Origin of the sequence: Roseovarius bejariae, assembly GCF_009669325.1 — a bacterium.
Taxonomy (GTDB): Bacteria; Pseudomonadota; Alphaproteobacteria; order Rhodobacterales; family Rhodobacteraceae; genus Roseovarius; species Roseovarius bejariae.
In genome coordinates this window covers 1,455,510-1,468,625 of record NZ_SZWE01000001.1, presented here as the reverse complement: position 1 = coordinate 1,468,625, position 13,116 = coordinate 1,455,510, and the positions used below count along the sequence as shown (strand labels likewise).

General features: G+C 61.6%; 14 protein-coding genes. 8 read left to right on the top strand and 6 right to left on the bottom strand.

Translation table 11 applies throughout. The annotated features are described in order from the left end of the window. Window positions 1-25 precede the first annotated feature (25 nt). The 5 genes from odhB to mdh form a co-directional block, all read right to left on the bottom strand. Window positions 26-1,558, bottom strand: a complete 1,533-nt coding sequence (gene odhB / locus FDP25_RS07035) for a 2-oxoglutarate dehydrogenase complex dihydrolipoyllysine-residue succinyltransferase (RefSeq protein WP_154150248.1) — start codon at window positions 1,556-1,558, stop codon at window positions 26-28. Window positions 1,559-1,561: 3 nt separating this feature from the next. Then, window positions 1,562-4,522 (bottom strand): 2-oxoglutarate dehydrogenase E1 component, encoded by a 2,961-nt coding sequence (locus tag FDP25_RS07030; protein ID WP_154150247.1) that lies wholly within the window; start codon window positions 4,520-4,522, stop codon window positions 1,562-1,564. A gap of 126 nt (window positions 4,523-4,648) precedes the next feature. Continuing rightward, a complete protein-coding gene (gene sucD / locus FDP25_RS07025) occupies window positions 4,649-5,536 on the bottom strand; it encodes a succinate--CoA ligase subunit alpha (protein ID WP_154150245.1) in 888 nt (295 codons plus the stop codon). Between the two features lie 57 nt (window positions 5,537-5,593). Beyond that, on the bottom strand, window positions 5,594-6,787 hold the full coding sequence (gene sucC, locus FDP25_RS07020; RefSeq protein ID WP_154150243.1) for an ADP-forming succinate--CoA ligase subunit beta: 1,194 nt from the start codon (window positions 6,785-6,787) through the stop codon (window positions 5,594-5,596). A 226-nt stretch (window positions 6,788-7,013) separates the two neighbouring features. Continuing rightward, a complete protein-coding gene (gene mdh / locus FDP25_RS07015) occupies window positions 7,014-7,976 on the bottom strand; it encodes a malate dehydrogenase (protein WP_154150241.1) in 963 nt (320 codons plus the stop codon). Window positions 7,977-8,129: 153 nt separating this feature from the next. On the opposite strand from mdh, the gene FDP25_RS07010 reads away from it, so the two are divergent. Beyond that, window positions 8,130-8,894: a sulfite exporter TauE/SafE family protein gene (locus FDP25_RS07010; RefSeq protein WP_425500504.1), complete on the top strand. Its 765-nt coding sequence runs from the start codon at window positions 8,130-8,132 to the stop codon at window positions 8,892-8,894. Window position 8,895: 1 nt separating this feature from the next. Here the strand turns inward: FDP25_RS07010 and FDP25_RS07005 are convergent, their stop codons facing one another. Further along, window positions 8,896-9,168 (bottom strand): hypothetical protein, encoded by a 273-nt coding sequence (locus FDP25_RS07005; protein WP_246175786.1) that lies wholly within the window; start codon window positions 9,166-9,168, stop codon window positions 8,896-8,898. A gap of 231 nt (window positions 9,169-9,399) precedes the next feature. Between FDP25_RS07005 and FDP25_RS07000 the strand changes: the two genes are divergently transcribed. The 7 genes from FDP25_RS07000 (at window position 9,400) to sdhD (ending at window position 13,116) form a co-directional block, all read left to right on the top strand. Continuing rightward, window positions 9,400-10,263, top strand: a complete 864-nt coding sequence (locus tag FDP25_RS07000; protein WP_154150237.1) for an HpcH/HpaI aldolase/citrate lyase family protein — start codon at window positions 9,400-9,402, stop codon at window positions 10,261-10,263. Between the two features lie 6 nt (window positions 10,264-10,269). Further along, the gene (locus FDP25_RS06995; RefSeq protein ID WP_154150235.1) at window positions 10,270-10,815 is read left to right on the top strand and encodes an NnrU family protein; all 546 of its coding nucleotides are present in this window, start codon (window positions 10,270-10,272) and stop codon (window positions 10,813-10,815) included. A gap of 4 nt (window positions 10,816-10,819) precedes the next feature. After that, window positions 10,820-11,023 (top strand): DUF1737 domain-containing protein, encoded by a 204-nt coding sequence (locus tag FDP25_RS06990; protein WP_154150233.1) that lies wholly within the window; start codon window positions 10,820-10,822, stop codon window positions 11,021-11,023. 2 nt (window positions 11,024-11,025) lie between these two features. Next, window positions 11,026-12,057 carry a MaoC family dehydratase gene (locus FDP25_RS06985; RefSeq protein WP_154150232.1) on the top strand — a complete coding sequence of 344 codons (1,032 nt, stop codon included), beginning with the start codon at window positions 11,026-11,028 and terminating at the stop codon, window positions 12,055-12,057. A gap of 168 nt (window positions 12,058-12,225) precedes the next feature. Further along, window positions 12,226-12,360: a hypothetical protein gene (locus FDP25_RS17310; RefSeq protein ID WP_281350457.1), complete on the top strand. Its 135-nt coding sequence runs from the start codon at window positions 12,226-12,228 to the stop codon at window positions 12,358-12,360. After that, window positions 12,348-12,731, top strand: coding sequence for a succinate dehydrogenase, cytochrome b556 subunit (sdhC, locus tag FDP25_RS06980; RefSeq protein ID WP_154150230.1), 384 nt, complete (start codon window positions 12,348-12,350; stop codon window positions 12,729-12,731). The genes FDP25_RS17310 and sdhC overlap by 13 nt, the downstream gene beginning before the upstream one ends. A 13-nt stretch (window positions 12,732-12,744) precedes the next feature. Beyond that, window positions 12,745-13,116, top strand: coding sequence for a succinate dehydrogenase, hydrophobic membrane anchor protein (sdhD, locus tag FDP25_RS06975; RefSeq protein WP_154150228.1), 372 nt, complete (start codon window positions 12,745-12,747; stop codon window positions 13,114-13,116).

Sequence of the window (13,116 nt, the reverse complement as noted above, 5' to 3'; positions counted from 1 at the left end):
GCGGGGTTAACCCCGCCTAACAATCTTACAAATCCATCAACAACCGCCGCGGATCTTCCAGTGCTTCTTTGACGCGCACGAGGAAGGTCACGGCACCTTTGCCGTCGACGATGCGGTGGTCGTAGGAAAGCGCGAGGTACATCATCGGGCGGGCGACGATTTCGCCGTTGACCACCATCGGGCGTTGCTGGATTTTGTGCATGCCCAGGATACCGGATTGCGGCGGGTTGAGGATGGGTGAGGACATCAGCGAGCCGTAGACGCCGCCGTTGGAGATCGTGAAGGTGCCGCCCTGCATTTCGGCCATGGAGAGCTTCCCATCCCGGGCGCGGGCGCCTTTTTCGCCGATGGCTTTCTCGATGGCGGCGAAGCCCATGGAATCGGCGTCGCGGATCACCGGGACGACGAGGCCGGTTGGCGTGCCGGTGGCGATGCCCATGTGCACGAAGTTCTTGTAAACGATATCTGTGCCGTCGATTTCGGCGTTGACCTCGGGGACCTCTTTCAGGGCATGGCAGCAGGCCTTGGTGAAGAAGGACATGAAGCCCAGTTTCACGCCGTGTTTCTTGAGGAACTCGTCCTTGTATTCGTTGCGCAGGGCCATCACCTCGGTCATGTCCACCTCGTTATAGGTGGTGAGCATGGCGGCGGTGTTCTGGCTGTCCTTGAGGCGCTTGGCGATGGTCTGGCGCAGGCGGGTCATCTTGACCCGCTCTTCGCGGCTGGCGTCATCGGCGGAGACCGGCGCGCGGGGCGCTTGCGCCGGAGCCGAGGAGGCGGCGGGGGCCGATGCGGCGGCTGCGGCGGCTTTGGCCACGTCTTCCTTCATCACGCGGCCATCGCGGCCCGAGCCTTGGACCTGATCGGGAGAGAGGCCTTTTTCGGCCATGGCCTTTTGCGCGGAGGGGGCGTTTTCGACATCCTTGCCGGAGCCACCCGATGCGGCGGGGGCGGCAGGCGCGTCCTCGGATTTGGCGGGGGCCGCGGCGGCGGCACCGTCGCCCGAGGCCATGACGGCGAGTTTGCCGCCTGCCTGCACGGTGGCGCCTTCGTCGGCGATGATCTCGGTCAGGGTGCCGGCGGCAGGTGCGGGGACCTCGACCGAGACCTTGTCGGTTTCCAGCTCGCAGAGCATTTCATCGGCGGCGACGCTATCGCCCACCTTCTTGAACCACGTGGAAACGGTCGCCTCGGAGACGCTTTCGCCCAAGGTGGGCACCATCACGTCAATCGAGTCACCGGAGGTGTCCGAACCACCGGAGGCGGCGGGGGCCTCGGCTTTGGCTTCGGATTTTTCCTCTTTCTTCGGTGCGGCGCCTTCGCCCGCCTCGATGGTGGCCAAGAGGGCATCGACGCCCACGGTGTCGCCTTCCTTGGCGACGATCTCGCCCATGGTGCCAGCGGCGGGGGCGGGGACCTCGACCGTGACCTTGTCGGTTTCCAGCTCGCAGAGCATTTCATCGGCGGCGACGGCATCGCCCGGTTGTTTGAACCATGTGGCGACCGTGGCCTCGGTCACGGATTCGCCAAGGGTGGGAACGCGAACTTCTGTCGTCATGGGTTATTTCCCTTCGATGGTCAGCGCGGCATCAACCAGCGCGTCTTGTTGTGCTTTGTGGGATGAGGCCAGGCCCGTGGCGGGCGAGGCGGCGGCGGCGCGGCCGGCATAGGTGGGGCGGGTGTGCTTGGCCTTGATACGTTGCAGCACCCATTCGATGTTGGGTTCGATGAAGGCCCAGGCCCCCTGGTTCTTGGGTTCTTCCTGACACCAGACCATTTCGGCGCCCTTGAAGCGTTCCAGTTCCTTGACCATCGACATGGCGGGGAACGGGTAATACTGCTCGATCCGCAGGATGTAGACATCGTCGAGCCCGCGCTTGTCGCGTTCTTCCAGCAGGTCGTAATAGACCTTGCCCGAGCACATGACGACGCGCTTGATCTTGTTGTCGGGTTTCAGTTCCAGTTCCGAGTTGCCGTATTGGGCATCGTCCCAGAGAACGCGGTGGAACGACGAGCCGGTGGTGAATTCCTCGGCCTTGCTGATCGCCATCTTGTGACGCAGGAGCGATTTCGGCGTCATCATGATGAGCGGCTTGCGGAAGGTGCGGTGCAACTGCCGGCGCAGGATGTGGAAGTAGTTGGCCGGGGTCGTGCAGTTGGCGACGATCCAGTTGTCCTGCCCGCACATGGTGAGGAAGCGTTCAAGCCGCGCCGAGGAGTGTTCGGGGCCTTGCCCTTCGTAGCCGTGCGGGAGCAGGCAGACGAGGCCCGACATGCGGAGCCATTTGCTTTCGCCCGACGAGATGAACTGATCGAACATGATCTGGGCGCCGTTGGCGAAATCGCCGAACTGCGCCTCCCACAGGGTCAGGGCGTTGGGTTCGGCCAGCGAGAAGCCGTATTCGAACCCGAGAACGGCGTATTCGCTGAGCATCGAGTCGATGACTTCGTATTGGGCCTGACCCTTGCGGATGTTGTTGAGCGGGAAGTACCGCTCCTCGGTTTCCTGGTTGATCAGGCCCGAGTGGCGTTGGCTGAAGGTGCCGCGGGTGCTGTCTTGCCCTGCAAGGCGCACGGGGTAGCCTTCGGTCAGGAGCGAGCCGAAGGCCAGCGCCTCGCCAGTGGCCCAGTCGAAGCCTTCGCCGGTCTCGAACATTTTGCCGCGGGCCTCGAGCACCCGGCCCACGGTGCGGTGCAGCGGGAAGCCCTCGGGGGCCGAGGACAGCGATTTGCCGATTTCCTCGAAGGTTTCGGGTTTGATGGCGGTTTCGCCGCGCTGGTAATCCTCGTCCTTGCTGTCGAGGTGGGACCACTTGCCATCCAGCCAGTCGGCCTTGTTGGGGCGGTATTCCTTCCCGGCCTCGAATTCGTCGGCGAGGTGGGACTGGAAGGCGGCTTTCATGTCCTCGATCTCGCCTTCGGGGATCAGGCCATCCTTGACCAGCCGTTCGGTATAGAGCGAGAGCGTCGTCTTGTGCTGCTTGATCTTCTTGTACATCAGCGGGTTGGTGAACATGGGCTCGTCGCCCTCGTTATGGCCAAACCGGCGGTAGCAGAAGATGTCGATCACCACGTCCTTGTGGAATTTCTGGCGGAACTCGGTGGCGACCTTGGCGGCGTGGACCACGGCCTCGGGGTCGTCGCCGTTGACGTGGAAAATCGGGGCCTCGACCATCAGGGCGATGTCGGTGGGATAGGGCGAGGAGCGCGAGAAGTGCGGCGCGGTGGTAAAGCCGATCTGGTTGTTGACCACGATATGCATGGTGCCGCCGGTCTTGTGGCCTTTGAGGCCAGACAGGCCGAAACATTCGGCCACGACGCCCTGACCCGCAAATGCCGCGTCGCCGTGCAGCAGGATGGGCAGGACCTTGATCCGGTCTTCGTCGTTCAACTGGTCCTGCTTGGCGCGGACCTTGCCCAGAACCACCGGGTTTACCGCTTCGAGGTGCGAGGGGTTCGCCGTGAGGCTGAGGTGGACGTTGTTGCCGTCGAATTCGCGGTCGTGGCTGGCGCCGAGGTGGTATTTCACGTCACCCGAACCGTCCACGTCCTCGGGTTTGAAGCTGCCGCCCTGGAATTCGTTGAAGATGGCGCGGTAGGGTTTGCCCATCACGTTGGCCAGCACCGACAGGCGGCCCCGGTGGGGCATGCCGATGACGATTTCCTTGACGCCGAGGTTGCCGCCGCGCTTGATGATCTGCTCCATCGCGGGGATCAGGCTTTCGCCGCCATCAAGGCCGAACCGCTTGGTGCCCATGTACTTGACGTGCAGGTATTTCTCGAAACCCTCGGCCTCGACCAGCTTGTTCAGGATGGCCTTGCGGCCTTCGCGGGTGAACTTGATTTCCTTGTCGAACCCTTCGATGCGCTCCTTGAGCCAGCCGGCCTCTTCGGGGTTGGAGATGTGCATGTATTGCAGCGCGAAGGTGCCGCAATAGGTGCGGCGCACGATGGCCAGAATCTCGCGGATCGAGGCGATTTGCAGGCCCAGCACGTTGTCGATGAAGATCGGGCGATCGAGATCGGCGTCGGTGAAGCCGTAGGATTTCGGATCAAGCTCGGGGCGGTAGCCATGGTTGCGCAGGCCCAGCGGGTCAAGCTCGGCTTCGAGGTGGCCGCGGATACGGTAGGCGCGGATCAGCATCAGGGCGCGGACGGAATCGAGCACGGCGCGCTTGATGGCGTCGTCGGAGACCTCGACGCCTTTCTCGGCGGCCTTGTCCTTGATTTTCTTGCCGGCTTCCTTGGCCTCGGCCGCGGCAGGATATTCGCCGGTCAGCGCGCCGGTCAGGTCGTCCTCGGGCATGGGGGGCCAATCGGGTCGCGCCCATGAGGGGCCTGCGGCCTCTTTCTTGACGTCAACCTCGCCGTCGCCCAGTTGGGAAAAGAAGCTTTGCCATGCTTCATCAACTGCATTGGGGTCGTTGGCGTAGCGGGCGTAGAGTTGTTCGAGGTATTCCGCGTTATGCCCCTGCATGAAGGAAGAGGCATGGAAAACGTCGTTTGGGGATTGATCCGTCATGGCGCGTCCTTTCAGACCGATCGTTGAAAGCTTCAGGAGAGAGGCCCATGGGCGGGCGCCTGTCGTGAGGCTTTGGCAGGAGAAAGGCGGGGCACGGCCTGTGATGGCTGCGCCCCGCGATAGGATTTAGCCCTTGTCGATGGCTTCCAGCACGGCCTCGCCCAGGGTGGCGGGGCTGTCGGCGACGACGATGCCCGCGGCTTTCATCGCTTCGATCTTGTCCTCGGCGCCGCCCTTGCCACCGGCTACGATGGCACCGGCGTGGCCCATGCGGCGGCCCGGAGGGGCGGTGCGGCCCGCGATGAAGCCTGCGGTGGGCTTCCAGCGGCCGCGTCTGCGCTCATCTGCGAGGAATTGGGCGGCTTCTTCTTCCGCCGACCCACCGATTTCACCGATCATGATGATCGACTCGGTTTCGTCATCGGCAAGGAACCATTCCAGCACGTCGATATGTTCGGTGCCTTTGATGGGGTCGCCGCCGATGCCGACGCAGGTGGATTGGCCAAGGCCGACGTCGGTGGTCTGCTTGACCGCCTCGTAGGTGAGCGTGCCCGAGCGCGAGACCACCCCGCAGGAGCCGCGCTTGTGGATGTGGCCGGGCATGATGCCGATCTTGCAGGCGTCGGGGGTGATGACACCGGGGCAGTTCGGGCCAATGAGCGTGGATTTGGAGCCTTCGAGCGCGCGCTGCACGCGCATCATGTCGAGCACCGGGATACCCTCGGTGATGCAGACGATCACTTCCATTTCGGCGTCGATCGCCTCGAGGATCGAATCGGCGGCGAAGGGCGGCGGCACGTAGATCACCGAGGCGTTGGCCTCGGTCTCGTGCTTGGCTTCGTGGACCGAGTTGAACACGGGCAGGTCAAGGTGCGTCTGACCGCCTTTGCCGGGGGTGACCCCGCCGACCATCTTGGTGCCATAGGCGATGGCCTGTTCGGTGTGGAATGTGCCCTGCGAGCCGGTGAGGCCCTGACAGATCACTTTGGTGTTTTCGTCGATGAGGACTGCCATCTTGGCGTTCTCCTTTGGAAATTCCGGGAAGGTGCGCAGGGTCTGCGCACCTGATAATCAGCCCTTGACCGCTTTCACGATTTTCTGGGCGCCATCCTTGAGGTCGTCGGCGGCGATCACGTCGAGGCCGGAGGTGTTGATGATCTCCTTGCCCTGTTCGACGTTGGTGCCTTCGAGGCGGACAACCAGCGGAACCTTGAGGCCGACCTCTTTGACCGCGGCGACCACGCCTTCGGCGATCACATCGCAGCGCATAATGCCGCCGAAGATGTTGACCAGGATGCCTTTGACGTTCTCATCGGAGGTGATGATCTTGAAAGCTTCGGTGACTTTTTCCTTGGTGGCCCCGCCGCCCACGTCGAGGAAGTTGGCGGGCTCGGCGCCGTAAAGCTTGATGATGTCCATGGTAGCCATGGCAAGGCCCGCGCCGTTCACCATGCAGCCGATTTCACCGTCCAGAGCGATATAGTTGAGGTCGTATTTCGAGGCCTCAAGCTCTTTGGGGTCTTCTTCGGTGGTGTCGCGCAACTCGGCGATGTCAGCGTGGCGGTAGACCGCGTTGGAATCGAAGCCCATCTTGGCGTCGAGGCATTTGAGATCGCCCTTGTCGGTGATGATCAGGGGGTTGATCTCAAGCATCTCCATGTCCTTTTCGAGGAACATCTTGTAGAGCGTGCCCATCAGCTTGACGCATTGTTTCACCTGCGGCCCTTCGAGGCCCAGCATGAAGGCGATGCGGCGCCCGTGGAAGGGCTGGTAGCCGGTGGCCGGATCGACCGAGAAGCTGAGGATTTTCTCGGGGGTCTTTTCGGCGACTTCTTCGATGTCCATGCCGCCTTCGGTCGAGCAGACGAAGGACACGCGGCTGGTTTGACGATCGACCAGCAGGGCGAGGTACATCTCGGTTTCGATGCCGGAGCCGTCTTCGATGTAGATCCGGTTGACCTGCTTGCCGGCGGGGCCGGTTTGCTTGGTCACCAATGTGCGGCCCAGCATACGCTTGGCCTCGTCGGCGGCTTCTTCGACCGATTTGGCAAGGCGAACGCCGCCTGCTTCACCGGCGCCGGGTTCCTTGAAGGTGCCCTTGCCGCGTCCACCGGCGTGGATTTGCGCCTTGACCACCCAAAGGGGGCCGTCGAGTTCACCTGCGGCTGTCTTGGCCTCTTCGGCGCGCAGGACGACGCGGCCGTCCGACACCGGGGCACCGTAGGAGCGAAGAAGCGACTTCGCCTGATACTCATGGATGTTCATGAAACTGTCCCGTTTTGCTACATTCGGAACAGTTATACCCACAGGATTGACGCGTGCTTAAAGCGTTTTTTGTGGAAATCGGGGATTCGGGGCGAATTTCCCCTGTTTGTGATCACACGATTAAATGCTGTGATCACAAATGCAAAAAATCACGAAAATTGCATATTTAAAAAGAATCGGGGCCGGGAATTCCCCCGGCCCCGCGTGTTTTTCACGGTGGCGAATATCAGGCCAGCGAGCTGTCGATGCCTTTGCAAGCGTCCACGAGGCCCTTCACGGCATTCACCGAAGTGTCGAACATCTCTTGCTCTTCCTTGTTGAGCTTGATGTTGACGATCCGCTCGATCCCGCCTGCACCGATCACGGTGGGCACACCGACGTACATGCCTTTCACGCCGAGGTCACCGTCACAGTAAGCGGCGCAGGGCAGGACGCGCTTTTGGTCCTTGAGGTAGGCTTCGGCCATTTCGATGGCGCTGGTGGCAGGCGCGTAGAAGGCCGAGCCGGTTTTCAGCAGGCCGACGATTTCGGCGCCGCCGTCGCGGGTGCGTTGCACGATGGCGTCGAGTTTTTCCTGCGTGGTCCAGCCCATCTCGATCAGGTCGGGGAGGGGGATACCGGCAACGGTGGAATACCGCACGGAGGGGACCATGGTGTCGCCGTGGCCGCCCAGAACGAAGGCGGAGACATCTTTCATCGACACGTTGAATTCATCGGCAAGGAAGTGGCGGAAGCGGGCGCTGTCCAGAACACCGGCCATGCCGCAGACCTTGTTGGCGGGCAGGCCCGAGAATTTTTGCAGCGCCCAGACCATCGCATCGAGCGGGTTGGTGATGCAGATGACAAAGGCGTTCGGCGCGTTGTCGCGGATGCCTTCACCCACGGATTTCATGACCTTGAGGTTGATGCCCAGCAGGTCATCGCGGCTCATGCCCGGTTTGCGTGGGACACCGGCGGTGACGATGCAGACGTCGGCGCCAGCAATGTCGGCGTAATCCTGAGTGCCTTTGAGGTTGGCGTCGAACCCTTCGGAGGGGCCGGATTCAGCGATGTCGAGCGCTTTGCCTTCGGGGGTGCCTTCGGCGATGTCGAAAAGGACGACGTCGCCCAGTTCCTTGATCGCTGCGAGGTGGGCAAGGGTGCCACCGATTTGTCCTGCACCGATAAGGGCAATCTTGGGTCTGGCCATTGGATCTGTCTCCGGTCCGTTGATAGATTTCGCGCTTGGGTATCCCCGAATGGCGGCGCGTGCAAGGGTGCCGCGCCGCGGCATGGCCTTCACAGGGGGCTGTTGTGAGGCTGGTTTGCGCGCTAACGTGACGTGGAAACAGGGGGTTAGGCAGTGATCGGGGCCGGCGCGATTGATTGGACGCTCTATGCCGTGGCGGTGCCCGCGGTGGTTTTTGCCGGGGTATCGAAGGGCGGTTTCGGCTCGGGCGCGGCCTTTGCCGGCGCGTCGATTCTTGCGCTTGTCATGGAGCCGGGGGTGGCGCTTGGCCTGATGCTGCCGCTGTTGATGCTGATCGACGTGGCGACGCTCAGACCCTATTGGAAACGCTGGAGCTGGCCCGATGCGCGGTTGTTGCTGATGGGTGCGGTGCCGGGCGTGGTGCTGGGGGCGTTATTGTACCGGGCCGCGGAGCCGGATGTTTTCCGGCTGTTGATTGGGGCGATTTCATTGGGTTTCGTCGGGTGGCAGGCCCTGAGCCGGGCCGGAATGATCCGGGCGAGGGAGCGCGCGATGCCGGTCTGGGGTGGCGGCCTTGCCGGGCTGGTGGCCGGGTTTACCAGTTTCGTCAGCCATGCAGGCGGGCCACCGGCGGCGGTTTACCTGTTGTCGCGACGGTTGGACAAAACGGCCTTTCAGGCGACCACGGTCTTGTTGTTCTGGTTGGTAAACGTGGTGAAGTTCATTCCTTATGCCTTCCTAGGAATCTTCACGATGCAAACCGTGGTGATGGATGTGTTGTTGGCACCCTTTGCGCTATTGGGCGCGTGGTTGGGCGTTAAGGCGCATCGCGTTGTGCCCGAGGCGCTGTTTTTCGCGATTACCTATGTGCTCTTGACGGTGACAGGCGCGAAATTGATCTGGGACGGGCTGAGCTAGGTCAGGCATCACGGCCGGTGGCGGGCAGGGCTTCGGCCAGAGCCTCGTAGGCGTGGCCGCTGGCGACAAGGCAGGTGATGCCATGGGCGGAGGTGACGGTGATCGTCCATGTGCCTGAGGTTGGCGATGCAAAGACTTCCACCATTGCGTTATCGGCGCCAAGCCCCATGGATTGCCGGGTTTCGCCGAAACGTTCAGCAAGACGTTCGACGACCACATCGCGCGGGCCGCAGTTGCGGGGTTGTGCCGTGGCGGACATGGTAGGGACGCTCATCAACACAGCGAATGCAGTATAAATAGCGACTTTCATCGTTTGACCCTTTCTGGTTGCAGGTGCCAAAGAGCCTGTGAGCAGGTTACTTCGTTATGGTTAACGGAGCGTTCGCGGGGCCTGTAGTCATGCGGTTGCTGCGCTGCGGCGAGAAAGTGCTTGAATTAATCCGTTGAAAAATGCCATTCCTGCGCAAGATTATTGCCGACAAAGCCGCAGGCGAGGAGTTCACCCATGGATTTGACCACGCATCCCTATCGTTCGGTCCTTTACATTCCCGGCTCGAAAGAGCGCGCTTTGGAGAAGGCGCAGACCCTTTCGACCGACGCGATCATCTTTGACCTGGAGGATGCGGTGGCCCCCGACGCCAAGGCCGAGGCGCGTGAGACATTGGCCAAGGCACTGAAGGCTGGCGGGTTCGGCAAGCGGGCCAAGGTCGTGCGGATCAATGCCCTGACCACCGAATGGGGCAACGAGGATGTGCGCGTTTTGAAGGACGCAGGCGCCGATGTTTTCCTGCTGCCCAAGGTAAACACGCCGACGGATGTGGATGCCCTGGCCGACTTGCTGGGGCCGCAGATGCCGATCTGGGTGATGATGGAAACGCCGGTGAGCGTGTTCAACGCGCGCGAGATCGCCGCCCATGCGCAGGTGACTGGGCTTGTCGCCGGGACCAACGACCTGACCAAGGATCTTGGCTGCCGCACGCGTGCGGATCGCCTGCCGCTGATGACCTCGCTTCAGATGATCGTCATGGCGGCGCGGGCGGCGCGGGGCGTTGTGGCGATTGACGGGGTGTATAACCGATTCCGCGATGGTGAAGGGTTGAAGGCCGAGTGTGAGCAGGGCCGTGACCTTGGCTTTGACGGCAAGACCCTGATCCACCCGGCGCAGATCGACGTGACCAACACCGCCTTTGCACCGACGCAATCCGAGATTGACTTGGCCGAGCGCCAGATCGCGGCCTTCGAGGAATGTCATGCTTCGGGGCAGGGGGTGGCCGTTGTCGATGGACAGATCGTGGAAAACCTGCATGTTGTCGCCGCGCAGCGGACGCTGGCCAAGGCGGCCGCAATTCAGGAACTGGCAGCGGAGTAACACGGCATGACATATCTGATTCTCGGTCTGGTCCTTTGGACGGCAGGCCACATTTTCAAACGCGTTGCACCGGGCATGCGCGCAGGCATGGGCAACGCGGGTAAGGGGGTGGCCGCCTTGGTCATCCTGGCCGGTGTCGTGCTGATGGTGGTGGGCTATCGTGCGGCGGACGGTGCGTTTTTCTGGGGCCGCCACCCGGCCACGGTGGGGATCAACAATCTGCTGATGCTGGTATCGGTCTATATGTTTGCCGCGTCGGGCATGAAAACCGCATTGGCCCGCAAGATGCGCCACCCGATGCTTGGCGGTGTGCGGGCATGGGCCGTGGCGCACCTGCTGGTGAACGGCGATGTGCCGTCATTCGTATTGTTCGGTGGCTTGCTGATCTGGTCGCTGGTCGAGGTGAAGCTGATCAACAGCGCCGAGCCGGAGTGGACGCCGCCCGCGCCTGCGCCGAAGCGCAAGGAAGTGATCGCGATTGTCGCCTCGCTTGTGGTGTTCGGGGTGATTTCCGGCATCCACTATGCGCTGGGCTATCCGGTTTTCGGGTGATGTGATGAAACTTTATCGTTTTCTGAGCGCTGACGACACGTCGGGCTTTTGTCACAAGGTGACCGAGGCCCTGAACAAGGGGTGGGCGCTGCATGGCGATCCGACCTATGCCTATGATCATGCCAATGGCGTCATGCGCTGTGGGCAGGCGGTGGTGAAAGAGGTGGAGGGCACCTATTCCCCCGACATGAAACTTGGAGAACAGTGACCATGGCCAAGACAAACCCGGGCCGGTTTTTCGAAGATTACACCGTTGGCGAAACCATCGACCACGCGGTGCCGCGCACCGTTTCGGGGGGTGAGCGGGCGCTTTATCATGCGCTGTATCCGGCGCGGCATGCGCTGTATTCCTCGGATGCTTTCGCACAGTCCTGTGGCTTGCCCGCCAGCCCGCTCGACGATTTGGCGGCCTTTCACGTGGTCTTTGGCAAGACGGTGCCTGATATTTCGCTCAACGCTTTGGCGAATTTGGGCTATGCCGAGGGCCGGTGGCTAAGGCCGGTCTATCCGGGCGATACTCTGCGGTCCTCGTCGGAGGTGATTGGCCTCAAGCAGAATTCCAACGGCAAATCCGGTGTCGTCTGGGTGCGCACGAAGGGCGAAAACCAGCGCGGTGAGACCGTGATGGATTACGTCCGCTGGGTCATGGTGCGCAAGCGGGAGGCCGGAAGCGCGGCACCCGAGGCGATCATTCCCGATTTGAAGCCCGTGCTGGATGTGAGCGATCTGGTGGTGCCCGAGGGTCTGGATTTCACCGGCTACGACTTCACGCTGGCAGGGGAGCCGCATCGCTGGGGCGATTACGAGGTGGGTGAGACCATCGACCACGTGGATGGCGTGACCGTGGAAGAGGCCGAACACATGATGGCCACGCGCCTGTGGCAGAACACCGCCAAGGTGCATTTCGACGCCACGCTGCGCGAGGATGGCAACCGATTGATCTATGGCGGGCACGTGATTTCCATGGCGCGGGCGCTGTCGTTCAATGGCCTGGCCAATGCGCAGATGATCGTGGGCCTGAATGGCGGGGCACATGCGAACCCCTGCTACAGTGGCGATACGATCAGGGCCTGGACCGAGGTTTTGGACAAGGCCGAAACAGGCGCGCCCGGAGTTGGCGCGCTGCGCTTGCGCCTCGTGGCGACCAAAGGCGGGGAGCCGTTCACCCTCAAGGGGGAAGATGGCAAATACCTGCCGCATGTGATGCTTGATCTGGATTACTGGGCCTTGATGCCGATGTGACCCGCGTTCCATTGCGAATTGTGATCACAGGCCCGGCGCAAGCGCGGGCCTGTTTCATATCAAAGCTCTCGAATGTTTCTGTAGTGGAATGGCTGACTGATTCTGTGGGAAATTCTTTGTGATCACGCCATTATTTTTGTGATCACGAAAACGCCAATTTCATGCGAAATGGTCGCATTCAGCGGGATTTTGGGCTGTGCAGACGTGACAGGCGCGCTAAAAAAGGCCAAACACGGGATAGACCCGGTGCGGGACGTTCTGCCCCGCGCACAGAACGAAGGGACCGATCCATGGCTGACGTGAATCGCGGCGACAGGCCGCTATCGCCACATCTTCAAGTTTACCGCCCACAACTGACCTCGATCACCTCGATCCTGACGCGGATCACAGGCAACGCCTTGCTGGTCGCGGCGCTGCTCATTGTCTGGTGGTTTCTGGCGGCTGCCACAAGCGCGGAATATTTCGCAATCGCGGATGGCTTCATCACAAGCTGGTTTGGCGATCTGATCATGTTCCTGTCGCTTTGGGGGCTTTGGTATCACACGCTGGCCGGTGTGAGGCACCTGATCTGGGACAACGCCAAGATGCTTGAGATCGAGACCGCCGAGAAACTTGGCTGGGGCGTGATCATCGGGTCAGTTGTCCTGACCATCATCACCGCGTTGGTCGTATAAGGAGGGCCGGGACATGCGTTATCTGACTGATCGAAAGCGCGCAGTTGGCCTTGGGTCTGCCAAATCCGGTGTGCATCATTTCTGGGCGATGAAAGTGTCTTCGGTTGCCCTGCTGATCCTGATCCCGCTTTTCGTGTTCACCTTCGGCTGTGTGCTGGGGTCGTCCTATGAAGAGGTCATGGCCTATTACGCGCGGCCCTTCCCGGCGATTGTCGCAGCGCTGACCATCGTCGTGGGCTTCAAGCATTTCAACGACGGTGTTCAGGTTCTGATCGAGGACTATGTTCACGGTGCGGCGCAGAAAATCTGGATCATCCTGATGACCTGCCTGAGCTATGGCGCGATGGCCACGGGCCTGTTCGCAATCGCCAAGATCGCCCTTTAA

Bases quoted from the DNA above. Each gene is read 5' to 3' on its own strand.
- odhB (WP_154150248.1), bottom strand. From the start codon at position 1,558: ATGACGACAGAAGTTCGCGTTCCCACCCTTGGCGAATCCGTGACCGAG.
- FDP25_RS07030 (WP_154150247.1), bottom strand. From the start codon at position 4,522: ATGACGGATCAATCCCCAAACGACGTTTTCCATGCCTCTTCCTTCATG.
- sucD (WP_154150245.1), bottom strand. From the start codon at position 5,536: ATGGCAGTCCTCATCGACGAAAACACCAAAGTGATCTGTCAGGGCCTC.
- sucC (WP_154150243.1), bottom strand. From the start codon at position 6,787: ATGAACATCCATGAGTATCAGGCGAAGTCGCTTCTTCGCTCCTACGGT.
- mdh (WP_154150241.1), bottom strand. From the start codon at position 7,976: ATGGCCAGACCCAAGATTGCCCTTATCGGTGCAGGACAAATCGGTGGC.
- FDP25_RS07005 (WP_246175786.1), bottom strand. From the start codon at position 9,168: ATGAGCGTCCCTACCATGTCCGCCACGGCACAACCCCGCAACTGCGGC.
- FDP25_RS07000 (WP_154150237.1), top strand. From the start codon at position 9,400: ATGGATTTGACCACGCATCCCTATCGTTCGGTCCTTTACATTCCCGGC.
- FDP25_RS06995 (WP_154150235.1), top strand. From the start codon at position 10,270: ATGACATATCTGATTCTCGGTCTGGTCCTTTGGACGGCAGGCCACATT.
- FDP25_RS06990 (WP_154150233.1), top strand. From the start codon at position 10,820: ATGAAACTTTATCGTTTTCTGAGCGCTGACGACACGTCGGGCTTTTGT.
- FDP25_RS06985 (WP_154150232.1), top strand. From the start codon at position 11,026: ATGGCCAAGACAAACCCGGGCCGGTTTTTCGAAGATTACACCGTTGGC.
- FDP25_RS17310 (WP_281350457.1), top strand. From the start codon at position 12,226: ATGGTCGCATTCAGCGGGATTTTGGGCTGTGCAGACGTGACAGGCGCG.
- sdhC (WP_154150230.1), top strand. From the start codon at position 12,348: ATGGCTGACGTGAATCGCGGCGACAGGCCGCTATCGCCACATCTTCAA.
- sdhD (WP_154150228.1), top strand. From the start codon at position 12,745: ATGCGTTATCTGACTGATCGAAAGCGCGCAGTTGGCCTTGGGTCTGCC.